The sequence below is a fragment of the Rossellomorea sp. DUT-2 genome (assembly GCF_052665285.1).
Genome location: NZ_JBQPEO010000002.1, coordinates 720017 through 734038, shown reverse-complemented (window position 1 = coordinate 734038; position 14022 = coordinate 720017). Strand labels below are relative to the sequence as shown.

Here is a 14022-nt window from a genome sequence, read left to right as displayed (position 1 = left end):
AAATTTTCTTTAACCTCTTGACATGAACTGACGGCATCCGTATCATTATAGAAATAAAATAACATTTACAAAAACCGTTGATCGAGCATAGTAGCTGACACCCACGTGTAAAGAGAGGAAATGCCTTGGCTGAGAGCATTTCTACAATGTGACTTAGTGAATGAACACTCAGGAGGTTTCTCTCTGAAAAAGTTTCTTTAGTAGGAGATGAACGTACCAGGCGTTAACTGGCTAAGTGGAGGTCTTATAGACTTCAATTAGGGTGGCACCACGGGAATAACAGCTCTCGTCCCTTGTATGATATACAAGGGACTGAGGGCTTTTTTTTATTTACATAAATATCAATTTGCTTTTATAAAAGGAGGAAATCAACTTGTCCATTCAGATTCCAAGAGGTACACAGGACATTCTACCAGGTGAAGTAGAAAAATGGCAGTATGTAGAGGAAGTGGCGAAGAATCTTTGCCACGCCTATCAGTATAAAGAAATCCGCACACCTATATTTGAGGCGAGCGAGTTGTTTACCAGAGGCGTAGGGGATACGACGGATATCGTTCAAAAAGAAATGTATATGTTTGAAGATCGCGGGGGCAGAAGCTTGGCGCTCCGCCCTGAAGGAACCGCTTCTGTTGTTCGTTCCTTTGTAGGAAATAAGATGTTCGGGTATCCAAATCAGCCGACAAAGCTCTTTTACTCCGGTCCAATGTTCAGGTACGAGAGACCACAAGCCGGCCGCTACCGCCAATTTGTTCAGTTCGGGGTTGAGGCATTGGGAAGTGAAGATCCGGCGATTGATGCAGAAGTGATTTCACTCGCGATGGGGATTTACAAGAAACTGGGACTTACTCAATTAAAGTTAGTCATTAATAGTCTTGGTGATACGGGCAGTCGAAACGCCCACAGAGAAGCGCTGATCAATCACTTTAAAACAAGAATCGATGAATTTTGCGGAGATTGTCAGAATCGTTTAGAGAAGAATCCATTGCGTATTCTCGATTGTAAAAAAGACCGTGACCATGAATTGATGTCTACGGCGCCATCGATTCTCGATTATTTAAATGATGAATCGAAAGCCTATTTTGAAAAAGTCCAATCCCACTTAACCGGGATGGATGTTGAATTCGTAGTCGATCCGACTCTTGTTCGCGGCCTTGATTATTATAATCACACAGCCTTTGAAATCATGAGTGACGCAGAAGGTTTTGGAGCCATCACGACCCTTTGTGGCGGTGGACGCTACAATGGATTGGTGGAGATGATCGGTGGTCCGGAAACTCCAGGAATCGGTTTTGCCTTCAGTATCGAAAGGTTACTTTCGGCACTGGAAGCTGAAAACGTTGAACTTCCAATCGAGCGGGGCGTCGATTGCTTTATCGTTTCATTGGGAGAAGAGGCAAAAGATTATGCGGTTAAGCTTCTTCACGATTTAAGACAGGTGGGAATTTCTTCAGAAAAGGATTACCTGGATCGAAAGGTGAAAGGTCAATTTAAAGCAGCGGACCGTTATGAAGCGAAATATGTAGCCGTCATTGGCGACAACGAATTACAGGAAAATAAAATCAACCTGAAAGATATGTCTACTGGTGAGCAGGAAGAAGTAAGTCTTGATCGTTTTGTAGAGAATGTGAAAGGCAAACTTGGTAAATAGAACCCGTTGATTTTGACAAGGAGGAGAACATGATGACAAAAAGAACAGCGTATTGCGGAGATATCACAGAATCATACATCGGTGAAAAAATTACGATTAAAGGCTGGGTACAAAAGAGAAGGGACCTGGGTGGATTAATCTTCATCGACCTTCGAGACAGAGAGGGAATCGTACAAGTCGTCTTTAATCCTGATTTATCGGGAGAAGCCCTCGCCCTTGCGGAAAAAATCCGTAATGAGTATGTACTAAGTGTCACGGGTACTGTCGTAGCAAGAGGAGAAGGAACGGTCAACCCGAACCTGAAAACGGGGAAAGTGGAAATTCATGTAGAAGAGGTTCAAATCATTAATGAAGCGAAGACCCCTCCTTTCATGATTGATGATCAAATGGAAGTGTCGGATGATGTCCGCTTGAAGTACCGTTATATAGATCTTCGCCGACCAGCGATGATGGAAACGTTGAGAATGCGTCATAATGTGACGACATCTTTCCGTACCTTCTTAAACGAAAATGGATTCCTGGATGTGGAAACACCGATTCTAACAAAGAGTACGCCTGAAGGTGCCCGTGACTATTTAGTGGCGAGCCGTGTTCACCAAGGTGAATTCTACGCGCTTCCACAATCACCGCAAATCTTCAAGCAATTGCTGATGGTATCAGGGTTCGACCGCTATTACCAAATTGCCCGCTGTTTCCGTGACGAAGATCTTCGAGCAGATCGTCAGCCGGAATTCACTCAGATTGATATGGAAATGAGTTTCATGGATACAGAACAAATCATTACCCTTGTAGAAGATATGATGAAGAAACTGATGAGCGATGTGAAGGATCACAATGTTCAATTACCATTCCAAAGAATGACGTATGATGATGCCATGAGTCGATACGGCTCTGACAAACCGGATACTCGTTTTGGAATGGAACTGATCGATGTATCGGAAATCGTGAAGGAATCCGGATTTAAAGTATTCGCAGGCGCAGTAACAAGCGGCGGTCAGGTGAAACTGATCAACGTAAAAGGCGGGGCTTCCCAGTATTCCCGTAAAGACATCGATGGGTTAACAGAGTTTGTTTCCCGATACGGTGCAAAAGGACTTGCCTGGTTAAAGGTAGAAGAAGAGGGCTTAAAAGGACCTATTTCCAAATTTGTGACAGAAGAAGACGCTGCGCAAATCTCTGCTTCAGCTAATGCAGAAGCGGGAGACCTTTTGCTCTTCGTGGCGGATAAAAAATCAGTAGTGGCAGATGCACTTGGTGCCCTTCGTCTGAAATTAGGAAAAGAATTAAAGCTGATTGATGAAACAAAATTCAATTTCCTATGGGTGACCGACTGGCCGTTGCTTGAGTTTGATGAAGGGGAGAACCGTTATTATGCTGCCCACCATCCATTCACGATGCCGGTGAGAGAAGACCTGGAACGTTTCGAGACAGATCCTTCCTCGGTCCGTGCCGAAGCCTATGACCTTGTATTGAATGGATACGAGCTTGGAGGGGGATCCCTTCGAATTTATGAGCGTGATATTCAAGAAAAGATGTTTAAAGTACTTGGTTTCTCAAAAGAAGAAGCAGAAAAGCAGTTTGGGTTCCTATTGGAAGCCTTTGAATATGGAACACCTCCACATGGCGGAATCGCCCTTGGTCTGGACCGTTTAGTGATGCTCCTTGCAGGACGCACGAATCTCCGTGATACCATTGCGTTCCCTAAAACGGCAAGTGCAAGCTGTGTCTTGACGGATGCTCCTGGTGAAGTGAGTGAAGCTCAATTAAAAGAGTTATCCTTGTCGCTGGATGTAGAATAATGTAAATAAGTTCCGGGGGTCATTCGTTGAAATCATCAAGGTGATATGATATTATTTAAACAATCACAAACGAGTCCTGATGTGTGCGACGTTTTTACCTAACAGTTTTGACCGAACACTTCAAACTTCGGGAGCTTGACGTTTCTACTAGGCGTTCATGCCTCATGCCGAGGACTAACAAATAGTGGAATAAAGCACCCACCTGCCGAGAGCGGGTTCAAAACGAAGGAAATGATGGCGACGGCACAATTGGGACTCGTCCAAACATGATTTATAATGAAGATCCCATAGAATGAAGAGTCAGGCTGAATATGGCCTGGCTTTTTTTGTTGAGGCTAAACCTTCTCTTAATAGGGTATACGAAGTGGAAGGGCAACATTTCATATTGATTTTCGTTCCTGTATCCTTTATTCTAATTCAGTATAAACCTAGTTGAATACTTATAATGGAGTTGATTATTTTGCTACACCAGTTTTCACGAAATGAACTAGCGATCGGTAAGGAAGGTCTTCAAACCCTTAAGAATAGTACGGTGGCAGTACTTGGAATCGGGGGAGTGGGATCCTTTGCAGCCGAAGCTTTAGCCAGATCAGGTGTAGGCCGTCTTGTGTTAGTGGATAAAGATGATGTGGATATTACAAACGTGAATCGTCAAGTTCATGCATTGCTTTCTACAGTAGGTCAGCCGAAAGTCGATCTGATGAGGGACCGCATCAAGGATATTAATCCGGACTGCGAAGTCATTGCCTTAAAGATGTTCTACACGGAAGAAACCTACGAAGAATTCTTCAATCAAGGATTGGATTACGTCATAGATGCTTCTGATACGATCTCGTACAAAATACATTTAATGAAAGAATGTCTAAAACGCGATATTCCATTGATCGCTAGCATGGGAGCGGCGAATAAAACCGATCCGACACGTTTCAAAATTGCAGATATCAGCAAGACTCATACGGATCCAATCGCAAAGGTGATCCGGACACGCCTGAAAAAAGAAGGCATTAAAAAAGGAGTGACTGTTGTTTTCTCTGATGAGAGTCCCATCGTCATCCGGGAAGAAATCAGAAAAGAAGTAGGGAACGATGATGCGAAGATTCGTAAAGCGCAGCTTCCTCCATCTTCAAACGCATTTGTCCCATCGGTTGCAGGTCTTGTTGCAGCCAGTCATGTGATGAATGAGCTGTTAAAGCATATTGAAATCAAAAGAGTAAAAGACAAATAAAGGCCGTCCAATGGTAAGGACTGAATCCTCTTTCGGATTCAGTCCTTTTTCTATGCTCTATACAGCATGTTGAATACTCTATCCAACTCTCTGTACATATTCATGAAAACTAATTCCATTAATTAGGTAAAAAAGGTATTGACGGTATAATGTGTCATAGTGTACTATCTAACTAGAACACTAAAACACGTTATGAAGGAGTGCAAGTATGAACGCTTTTAAAGGTCTTCTTTGGAAAGACTTCAAAACCTCCAAGGTTTGGTTCTATGGCTGGATTGCCATTATTTTTCTGATATACATCATCGGAATGGTGATCGGGAACTTCGTCAACGAGCCAATAATCGTTCAAATATTTATTATCATGATCGGTGTGTTTCACTTTGCGTTTCTGCCGGGTATCGTCTTCTCCATGCTTCGATTAGAAGGAAAGACGCAGCTTTGGCTCCATAGTCCGTATAGTGGATTTATGCTTTTGTTGCCGAAACTGATCATTGCCTTTATATACTCTACGGTCTCCCTTTTATTAGTGGATCTTTTAGGTGTGATTACCATGGCAGTCTTCCCGGAAGACTCTATTTTTTCCTATTGGCCAATCAAAGAAGGGATCCTATTTAATTTAGGAGTAACAGTAGTAGGTCTATATTTTTCCGGATGGACGATTTTCTTATGGACTTTCTACCACTCACTTTCAAAGTATCCATCCATCAAGAGTATACGATGGATCTTTGTAGCTGGTTTTATCATTGTGTATCAAAGTGTTGTCGCCTTTCTTATGAGCATTGAATGGGTGGAAAGATTACTCTTCGATACTTTTACAGTTGAAGTGAGTTCGGGCATCTTTTTCTCGGTTGGTTCTAATGAGGCGACTGCCGGTTTTGACCCTGAAATGATTCCACTTCCCATGTTGCCGTTTGTATTTGAAGGAATGATCATGATGATCGTATTTATCATTTCCTGCTGGTTATTAGATCGTAAGGTTGAGGTGTAGGCCATGACAGAAGAATATACAGCTTCCAAGCCGATATACCTCCAAATAGCTGATCGAATCATACGGGGGATTGTAAGAACAGAATTATCTCCGGGGGACAAACTGCCTTCTGTACGGGAAATGGCCGTTCAATCCGGAGTGAATCCAAATACCATTCAGCGTACGTATAGCGAATTAGAGAGGATGGACATTGTGGAGACGAGGAGAGGGCAAGGAACATTTGTCACGGAAAAGGAAGAGGTACTTTCCGTTTTGAATGAAAAGGTTCAAGAGGAAGTAATCGAGTTGTTCATTAAAAACATGAAGGAACTGGGGTTAACAAAAGATGAAATGTTAAAAGGCGTCGAGAGATATCTTGCCCAAAGAGGGGGGGAATAGGAGTGGTTGTTAAATTTGAAGCTGTGACCAAAAAATACGGAAATGAATTGGCCTTGAAGAATACGTCATTTCACTTCGAAAAGGGGAAGATTTATGGTCTGCTCGGTCCAAATGGCAGTGGGAAATCCACCACTTTAAAGATGATCGCGGGATTAGTTCTTCCGAATGCAGGTACAGTGACCATGAACGGTAAGCCGATCACCCGGAAACGAGCCAGTGAAGTGGCTTATTTAACAGAGCTGGATATGTTTTATGAAGCTTTTACCGTGGATGGGATGATCCGGTTTTACGCCTCTCAGTTCGCCGACTTTGATATACAGCGGGCACATGAGCTAGTGGGATTCATGGAACTGGACAGTAAGAAAAAAATCAAGCATTTATCAAAAGGGAATCGCGGCAGACTGAAGCTTGTTCTTGCCCTGTCCCGAAATACAGAGGTCCTGCTCCTGGATGAACCATTTTCAGGATTGGATCCCATGGTAAGGGACTCCATTGTAAAAGGTCTTTTATCCTATATCGATTTCGGAAATCAAACCGTGATCATTGCAACCCATGAAATCGATGAAATTGAAGGGATTCTGGATGAAGCTTATATCATCCATGATGGTGAAATCAAAGGGCACTGTCAGGTAGAGGAGCTTAGAGAAATAGAAGGATTGTCTGTCCTGCAGTGGTTGAAACAAACAACGAAAAAAGAAGGGAAGATGAAGTGATGAAGACGGTTGTGCAATTACAGGATGTCTCAAAAGTCATTAAAGGCAAGACCATTATCGATAATTTATCCTTTGACGTGTATGAAGGGGAAGTATTCGGTTTTCTTGGACCGAATGGAGCAGGAAAAACAACGACGATCCGAATGATAGTAGGACTTATGAATATTTCAAAAGGAGACGTCCTGATTTCTGGGAAAAGCATCAAAAAAGATTTCGAAGGTGCCATAAAGGATGTCGGTGCCATCGTTGAAAACCCCGAGCTCTATAAATTCATGTCCGGGTATCAGAACTTAAAGCATTTTGCCCGCATGCAAAGTGGAATCACCGAAGAAAGAATGAAGGAAGTCATCGAACTGGTCGGATTAACAGACCGCATCAATGATAAAGTGAAAACCTACTCCCTTGGGATGAGACAGCGCTTGGGTCTGGCGCAATGCCTGCTCCATAAACCGAAGCTCCTCATTCTCGATGAACCTACAAATGGTTTGGATCCTGCCGGTATCCGCGAAATTCGTGCGTATATCAGAAAGCTTGCCCAGGAAGAGGGTATGGCGGTCATCGTATCAAGTCACTTATTATCTGAAATGGAAATGATGTGCGATCGAATCGGGATCATCCAATCCGGAAAGCTTGTGGATGTACAGCAGGTACGTGATTTCGTTGAAGGTTCCGAACAGGTCTACCATTTTGAGGTGAATGATGTAGAAAAGATCAAAGCAGTACTCATGGCATTCGATCCGGGAATCAAATATGAAACGAAGGGTTCGGAAGTACAGGTCGCTTTAACGAAGGAACAAGTACCGAATGTCATTCGGGCACTAGTGGATGCGGATGTTCAAATCTTTAGTGTCATGCCAATTGCCAAGACACTGGAAGACAGGTTCTTAGAAATCACGAATGAAAAAGGAGAGGTCGTGCATGCTTAGTCTCATTAGAAATGAATGGACAAAAATATTTAAACGGGTCGGAACATATGTCATGCTCGGATTGCTTATTCTGATTATTGGTGTTACGGCTGCTTTCACGAAGTATGATGACGGGAAAGCAAAGGAATCGGAAAACTGGAAGCAGGAACTCTCAGCGCAAGTGGAAGCGGATAAACAAATGTTGTCTGAAAATCCAAATATGAACAAATTCATAGAGAAGGACACTGAACGAAGAATTGCATTAAATGAATATCGTATTGAAAATGACATTCAGCCGAAAGTGAAAGAAACGGTTTGGACATTTGTTGAAACGAATGCCTTTTCCGTACTTGTAGTCGGTCTGTTTGCCATCATTGTGGCAGCAGGAATTGTCGCAAGTGAGTTCAGCTGGGGTACAATCAAGCTTTTGCTCATTCGTCCCATTTCAAGAACCAAGATCCTTCTATCGAAGTATTTCACCGTCATCTTATACGGAATGAGCATGCTGCTTATACTATTCGTCGTATCGTTCTTGATCGGCCTTCTATTATTTGGAGGAACAGATCAGTCCACCCACCTGGCGTATGTGGATGGAAAGGTAGTCGAGCAGAACATTGTCGGGTACTTGATCAAAACCTACTTATTGAAAACCATTGATGTCGTGATGATGGCTACAATGGCCTTCATGATTTCAACTGTGTTCAGAAGCAGCTCACTGGCTATCGGGATCTCCCTGTTTCTACTGTTTGTGGGGGCGAATGCAACAAGCCTGCTCGCTCTTCGATTCGACTGGGCAAAATTCAGTCTGTTCGCAAACACAGATCTTACTCAATACACAGGTTTCACACCACCGCTAGTGGACGGCATGACCATGGGCTTCTCCATCACCATGCTCATCATCTACTTCATCATCTTCCAGCTTCTTGCATTCATCGTCTTTAATAAGAGAGATGTGGCGGCATAGAAAAGCGGAGGCGGCTTGGTCAGGCCCGACAAGCATAAGGCAACCCTCCCGGAAAGGCGTCCTTTGCCTTTATGGGAGGTTAGACTTATGACCTCGAGGGCCTAGCCGCCGTAGCTGGACAACTAAATAGAAAACAAAAAGTGACGGACTCATCAGAGTTCGTCACTTTTATGCATACCGGTATAAATCTGCGAACTTCAAACGTGTGACTTGTTGAAGGAGAAAGGCTGGTTCGGTGGCATTTTTTTTTCGAAGAGTATTTAAAGCTTCTATCATTTCATCATGAGTCATGATTCCGACTCCGTGACCAAAATACTGATCCTCTTCTAAAAACACTGAATTTTCCCCCATCCATATAGGATCGTCATAGTCTGGATTAGAGAAGTAGTATACATCCCCTGGAATATAGTCCACTCCTTCATAGGTGACCATGCTCATATCATCGTCATAATTGTGACCCCACACTAAAAGGGGGGAGAACAGCTGATTGAAATAAGAAGTCCTGATCATATCAAGGATGGATTTATAGTATATGAGGACAATGCTGGTGACGCATTCGAAGCTATAGGCAGAGCTATTTGTGAAAATATCTTCAATGGCCTCTGATGGAAGCTTCGAGTCGCGAAGTCTATATCCGTATGGGGTCTTGATCCAATAAGCAGAGTTGAAATAAGAGTGTTCAAAAGCAGCGAATTTGGCGTCACCTTCATCCATGCTCCTTGCATTGACAATGAATCGTTCCCGCATCTTCAACTCAAATCGGAGCTCACTTAAGTTACGGTAACGATACTCCGTAGGACTGCTTTCCAGCGCTTTAACGATGCTTTCTTCTACAGGTGACAGATTTGTTAACCCAATACTAGACAATCCGTCTTCAATGATAATCAATCCATACACCTCCAGTCCTTTTTACTAATGTATGATGGGGTGGAGTGAAATGGCATTGACAAGATAAAAAAAGTGCCTATCCCTAAAATAAACCTGCCAAAAAGTCAGAATCCCTTTCCGGCAGGTTAGTATTTTGTGACAGTTCATTTATTTCATCTGTTTATTAATCTTTTCATACACCTGAGCAATCGCCTGTTCGAATTTCCCTGTCGATTTAGGGGTATAGTATTGAGCATTCTTAAGTTTATCTGGTAAATAGGTTTGTGGTACCCATCCCGATTCGTAGCTGTGTGGGTACTTGTATTCGATTCCTCTTCCCAGTTCCTTGGCTCCTTGATAATGAGCATCCTTCAGGTGATCCGGAACCTCGCCGCTTTTTCCTTTGCGGATATCACCGAGTGCCAGGTCAATGGCCGTGATTGCTGAGTTCGATTTAGGTGAGAGACAAAGCTCGATGATCGCATTGGCTAACGGAATTCTCGCTTCTGGGAACCCGATTTTCTCGGCTGTTTCGACTGCTGCCAATGTTCTTGGTCCCGCTTGGGGGTTGGCAAGGCCGATATCTTCATAGGCAATCACCAATAGTCTGCGGGCGATGCTCGGTAGATCCCCGGCTTCAACGAGTCTGCCTAAATAATGTAGAGCCGCATTCACATCACTTCCCCGGATTGATTTCTGAAACGCACTTACGACATCATAATGGGCGTCACCGTCTTTATCGTGAGAAAAGCTTTTCTTTTGCAGGCACTCTTCTGCGATATTGACATCAATAGAAATCACACCGTCCTCATTCGGTGAAGTGGACAAGACAGCCAGTTCCAATGCATTCAACGAACTCCTCACATCTCCAAAGCTGCTGCTTGCAAAATGTTCAATGGCATCAGAGGTTACATCGAGTGAATATCCACCTAATCCACGCTCTTCATCCTTTATGGCTCGATGCAAGGCGATTTTCATTTCATCGATCGTAAGTGGCTTTAGCTCAAAAATTTGGCATCTGCTTCTGATCGCTGGGTTAATGGCGTGGTAGGGGTTGCTCGTCGTTGCCCCGATCAATGTGATCATCCCGTTCTCCAAATAAGGAAGGAGAAAATCCTGCTTTCCTTTATCCAGGCGATGCACCTCATCTAAAAGAAGGATCACTTTCCCGGACATTTTGGCTTCTTCGGCTACGATTTGAATATCTTTTTTATTATTGGTTACGGCATTCAGAGTTTTAAACCGGTATTTCGTACTTCCGGCAATGGCGCTCGCGATGGACGTTTTTCCAATACCCGGTGGACCGTATAATATCATGGATGACAGCTGCTTTGCTTTTACCATCCTGTCTATGATTTTTCCTTCTCCAACTAAATGCTGCTGCCCGATGATCTCATCAATGGTCCTCGGTCTCATCTTAAAGGCAAGTGGTTTAATCGACATGAAACATCTCTCCAAACTGACGTTCTAGTTAAATTCACTTTATCATAGGAGGTTCTCATAAGGAAATATTGTGGCTTTAGGAAAGGGTGGGAAAAGTGAATGAAGCCGCCCCTTTCACAGTGATAGGACGGATATGCTATAATAACAAAAGTCAATACAGAAGAAAATACGTCTGAACGTGACGTTATTAAATATAGTAGAGGTGCTGGACATGAAGATATCAACTAAAGGCCGATACGGTTTAACGATTATGATTGAGTTAGCAAAACGCCATGGTGAAGGGCCGACTTCACTGAAAACGATCGCACAGCAGCATGAGCTGTCGGAACATTATCTGGAGCAACTGGTCGCCCCGCTGCGTAATGGCGGTCTTGTTAGAAGTATCCGGGGGGCCTACGGTGGTTATGTGTTGGGACATGAACCATCTGAAATTACAGCGGGAGATATTATCCGGATCCTTGAAGGGCCCATTAGCCCTGTAGAAGGAATTGAAGACGAGGAACCGGCAAAGCGTGAGCTATGGATCCGCATTCGGGATGCCGTTAAAGAAGTACTCGATAACACAACGATCGAAGATTTAGCCAGTCATTCAGATGACGGTGAATCCGATGCGTACATGTTCTATATCTAGGAGGTAACGAAAAATGGAAAGAGTGTACCTGGATCATGCTGCAACGTCTCCCATGCATCCTGAAGTAATTGAAGAAATGACTTCAGTGATGAAGGAGTCCTTTGGTAATCCATCGAGCATTCATTCTTTTGGGCGTGCATCACGTCATCTTGTCGACCGTGCACGTACCATCATCGCTCAAAGTATTCATGCAGATTACAATGACATCATTTTTACAAGCGGTGGAACGGAAGCGGATAATTTAGCTATTATCGGTTCTGCCGAGGCGAATAAAGGAAAAGGAAATCATATCATTACCACACAAACAGAGCATCATGCTGTTCTACATGCGTGTAAATTTCTTGAATCCAAAGGGTTTGAGGTGACTTATCTGTCAGTGGACCGTACGGGCAGGATATCGGTGGAGGAACTGCAAAGGGAACTTCGGGAGGATACCATACTTGTTACGATTATGTTTGGTAATAATGAGGTAGGAACGATCCAGCCGATTAAAGAGATCGGAAAGCTTCTACAAAATCATCAAGCTTATTTTCATACTGATGCTGTACAAGCGTTTGGCTTAACACACATTGACGTGAAGGAGCTTGGAATCGATTTGCTTTCGGTTTCGGGTCATAAAATAAATGGTCCTAAAGGAATTGGGTTTCTTTATTCACACAAAAACGTGGATGTTCAGCCTGGATTATATGGGGGAGAACAGGAAAGAAAGCGTCGCGCAGGAACAGAAAACGTCCCGGCCATTGTGGGTCTTGGGAAGGCTGTGGAAATTTCCGGGAAATCCATCGAAGAGAAGAATTCACAGTACACCCGTTTCAAGGTTTTACTGAAAGAAACGTTAGCCGGAGCCGGCATTGAATTTGAGGAGAACGGATCTCTTGAGTATGGATTGCCCCATGTGCTAAACTTAAGTTTTCCTGGCACGGATGTAGAGTCCATGCTGGTGAATTTGGATATGTCAGGTATTGCTGTATCAAGCGGTTCTGCTTGTACGGCTGGATCTATAGAGCCTTCACATGTATTGGTCGCGATGTTTGGCAAACAGTCAGGGAATTCAAGGAACTCCATCCGCTTCAGCTTTGGTCAGGGGAACACGGAGGAGCAGATTGTCTGGACTGCCCATGAAGTCGTAAAAATCGTGAAGCGATTAACAAATTAAGAAAGTCGTCTGAAACGGACGAATGAACGAATAAGGAGGTGGCGTTAGTGAAAAAAGAACCAAAAGATACGAGAGTGGTCGTTGGGATGTCCGGTGGAGTGGACTCTTCTGTAGCCGCATTATTATTGAAACAGCAGGGCTATGAAGTCATCGGGATTTTCATGAAAAACTGGGATGATACCGATGAAAATGGGGTTTGTACCGCAACAGAAGATTACAACGATGTGATTCGGGTATGTAACCAAATTGGTATTCCTTACTACGCTGTGAATTTTGAAAAACAATACTGGGATAAAGTGTTTACGTATTTCCTGGATGAATATAAAGCGGGAAGAACACCAAACCCGGATGTGATGTGTAATAAAGAAATTAAGTTCAAAGCATTCCTTGATCATGCACTGAAACTTGGTGCAGATTATCTGGCAACCGGCCACTATGCACAGGTGGAATATCGTGATGGAGAATATAAGATGCTCCGCGGTGTCGACAACAATAAGGATCAAACGTACTTCCTCAATCAATTAGGTCAGGAGCAACTTGAAAAAGTGATGTTCCCCCTAGGAGGCATCGATAAGAAAAAGGTGAGGGAAATTGCGAAGGAAGCGGGCCTTGCGACTGCTACCAAGAAAGACAGTACGGGGATTTGCTTCATAGGTGAACGCAACTTCAAAGATTTCTTAAGCAATTACTTACCTGCCCAACCGGGAACGATGGAAACATTAGACGGTAAAGTGATGGGGAAACACGATGGGTTGATGTACTATACGATCGGGCAACGTCATGGACTGGGTATAGGTGGAGCCGGTGATCCTTGGTTTGCCATCGGTAAGGACCTTGAAAGAAATGTGCTCTATGTAGGTCAAAGCTTTGAGCATCCTGCCCTTTATTCAGATTCCATTCTCGCTACAGATGTCCACTGGACCTCAAATGGAGAGAAAACAGCTGAATTCGCCTGTACCGCAAAGTTCCGTTACCGTCAGGATGATAACAACGTAACGGTTATTCCATTAGAAGATGGTAAGGTGAAAGTCATTTTTGATGAACCTATCCGTGCTGTCACACCAGGACAAGCGGTTGTTTTCTACAATGGGGATGAGTGTCTGGGTGGAGGAACGATTGATACCATTTATAAAGACGAAAAGAAACTTACGTATGTAGGTTAAGGCTGAACACAAAAAAGGACTGAGAAGAAGAGATGCACCACCTCTCTTCTCTCAGTCCTTTTTTCATCATTGATGTATATCAATATCGAGAGTACCTTATGTTATACTAGAAACGATAAATATCAATACTCAACTGGCATAC

The 14022-nt window shown here is 43.5% G+C and carries 13 protein-coding genes, 1 other RNA gene and 1 other annotated feature; of the genes, 12 read left to right on the top strand and 2 right to left on the bottom strand.

The window, feature by feature from the left end; translation table 11 throughout:
- The first annotated feature begins 68 nt into the window (after positions 1-68).
- Positions 69-297, top strand: a binding site (T-box leader).
- A 76-nt stretch (positions 298-373) separates the two neighbouring features.
- The 9 genes from hisS (at position 374) to ACOSV2_RS09490 (ending at position 8620) form a co-directional block, all read left to right on the top strand.
- Positions 374-1648 carry a histidine--tRNA ligase gene (gene hisS / locus ACOSV2_RS09530; RefSeq protein WP_428974881.1) on the top strand — a complete coding sequence of 425 codons (1275 nt, stop codon included), beginning with the start codon at positions 374-376 and terminating at the stop codon, positions 1646-1648.
- 32 nt (positions 1649-1680) lie between these two features.
- Complete coding sequence (aspS, locus tag ACOSV2_RS09525) at positions 1681-3447, top strand: aspartate--tRNA ligase (protein WP_428975097.1); 1767 nt, start codon at positions 1681-1683, stop codon at positions 3445-3447.
- A gap of 70 nt (positions 3448-3517) precedes the next feature.
- Positions 3518-3707, top strand: a non-coding RNA gene (gene ssrS / locus ACOSV2_RS09520) — 6S RNA.
- A 200-nt stretch (positions 3708-3907) separates the two neighbouring features.
- Complete coding sequence (locus tag ACOSV2_RS09515; protein WP_397552102.1) at positions 3908-4672, top strand: tRNA threonylcarbamoyladenosine dehydratase; 765 nt, start codon at positions 3908-3910, stop codon at positions 4670-4672.
- Between the two features lie 208 nt (positions 4673-4880).
- Positions 4881-5660: a hypothetical protein gene (locus tag ACOSV2_RS09510; protein ID WP_428974880.1), complete on the top strand. Its 780-nt coding sequence runs from the start codon at positions 4881-4883 to the stop codon at positions 5658-5660.
- Between the two features lie 3 nt (positions 5661-5663).
- Positions 5664-6038 carry a GntR family transcriptional regulator gene (locus tag ACOSV2_RS09505; RefSeq protein WP_428974879.1) on the top strand — a complete coding sequence of 125 codons (375 nt, stop codon included), beginning with the start codon at positions 5664-5666 and terminating at the stop codon, positions 6036-6038.
- Positions 6039-6040: 2 nt separating this feature from the next.
- Positions 6041-6751, top strand: a complete 711-nt coding sequence (locus tag ACOSV2_RS09500) for an ABC transporter ATP-binding protein (RefSeq protein WP_428974878.1) — start codon at positions 6041-6043, stop codon at positions 6749-6751.
- Complete coding sequence (locus tag ACOSV2_RS09495) at positions 6751-7677, top strand: ABC transporter ATP-binding protein (protein WP_428975096.1); 927 nt, start codon at positions 6751-6753, stop codon at positions 7675-7677. The genes ACOSV2_RS09500 and ACOSV2_RS09495 overlap by 1 nt, the downstream gene beginning before the upstream one ends.
- Positions 7670-8620 (top strand): ABC transporter permease, encoded by a 951-nt coding sequence (locus tag ACOSV2_RS09490; RefSeq protein WP_428974877.1) that lies wholly within the window; start codon positions 7670-7672, stop codon positions 8618-8620. Before ACOSV2_RS09495 ends, ACOSV2_RS09490 begins: the two co-directional genes overlap by 8 nt.
- A gap of 168 nt (positions 8621-8788) precedes the next feature.
- Here ACOSV2_RS09490 and ACOSV2_RS09485 read toward each other — a convergent pair whose 3' ends face one another.
- Both ACOSV2_RS09485 and ACOSV2_RS09480 read right to left on the bottom strand, forming a co-directional pair.
- Positions 8789-9508 (bottom strand): protein-glutamine gamma-glutamyltransferase, encoded by a 720-nt coding sequence (locus ACOSV2_RS09485; protein ID WP_428974876.1) that lies wholly within the window; start codon positions 9506-9508, stop codon positions 8789-8791.
- A gap of 147 nt (positions 9509-9655) precedes the next feature.
- Positions 9656-10930, bottom strand: a complete 1275-nt coding sequence (locus tag ACOSV2_RS09480; protein WP_428974875.1) for a replication-associated recombination protein A — start codon at positions 10928-10930, stop codon at positions 9656-9658.
- Positions 10931-11141: 211 nt separating this feature from the next.
- Here ACOSV2_RS09480 and cymR point away from each other — a divergent pair, with 211 nt between their 5' ends.
- Genes cymR through mnmA form a run of 3 tightly spaced genes read left to right on the top strand, consistent with a single transcriptional unit; the run spans position 11142 to position 13880 of the window.
- Complete coding sequence (cymR, locus tag ACOSV2_RS09475; RefSeq protein WP_044339554.1) at positions 11142-11561, top strand: cysteine metabolism transcriptional regulator CymR; 420 nt, start codon at positions 11142-11144, stop codon at positions 11559-11561.
- Positions 11562-11574: 13 nt separating this feature from the next.
- Complete coding sequence (locus ACOSV2_RS09470; RefSeq protein WP_428974874.1) at positions 11575-12717, top strand: cysteine desulfurase family protein; 1143 nt, start codon at positions 11575-11577, stop codon at positions 12715-12717.
- A 47-nt stretch (positions 12718-12764) separates the two neighbouring features.
- The gene (gene mnmA, locus ACOSV2_RS09465) at positions 12765-13880 is read left to right on the top strand and encodes a tRNA 2-thiouridine(34) synthase MnmA (protein ID WP_428974873.1); all 1116 of its coding nucleotides are present in this window, start codon (positions 12765-12767) and stop codon (positions 13878-13880) included.
- Positions 13881-14022: the final 142 nt, after the last annotated feature.

Excerpts from the sequence above, each read along its gene's own strand:
- ACOSV2_RS09505 (WP_428974879.1), top strand. The coding sequence starts at position 5,664 with ATGACAGAAGAATATACAGCTTCCAAGCCGATATACCTCCAAATAGCT.
- ACOSV2_RS09480 (WP_428974875.1), bottom strand. The coding sequence starts at position 10,930 with ATGTCGATTAAACCACTTGCCTTTAAGATGAGACCGAGGACCATTGAT.
- aspS (WP_428975097.1), top strand. The coding sequence starts at position 1,681 with ATGACAAAAAGAACAGCGTATTGCGGAGATATCACAGAATCATACATC.
- cymR (WP_044339554.1), top strand. The coding sequence starts at position 11,142 with ATGAAGATATCAACTAAAGGCCGATACGGTTTAACGATTATGATTGAG.
- ACOSV2_RS09495 (WP_428975096.1), top strand. The coding sequence starts at position 6,751 with ATGAAGACGGTTGTGCAATTACAGGATGTCTCAAAAGTCATTAAAGGC.
- ACOSV2_RS09490 (WP_428974877.1), top strand. The coding sequence starts at position 7,670 with ATGCTTAGTCTCATTAGAAATGAATGGACAAAAATATTTAAACGGGTC.
- ACOSV2_RS09510 (WP_428974880.1), top strand. The coding sequence starts at position 4,881 with ATGAACGCTTTTAAAGGTCTTCTTTGGAAAGACTTCAAAACCTCCAAG.
- ACOSV2_RS09470 (WP_428974874.1), top strand. The coding sequence starts at position 11,575 with ATGGAAAGAGTGTACCTGGATCATGCTGCAACGTCTCCCATGCATCCT.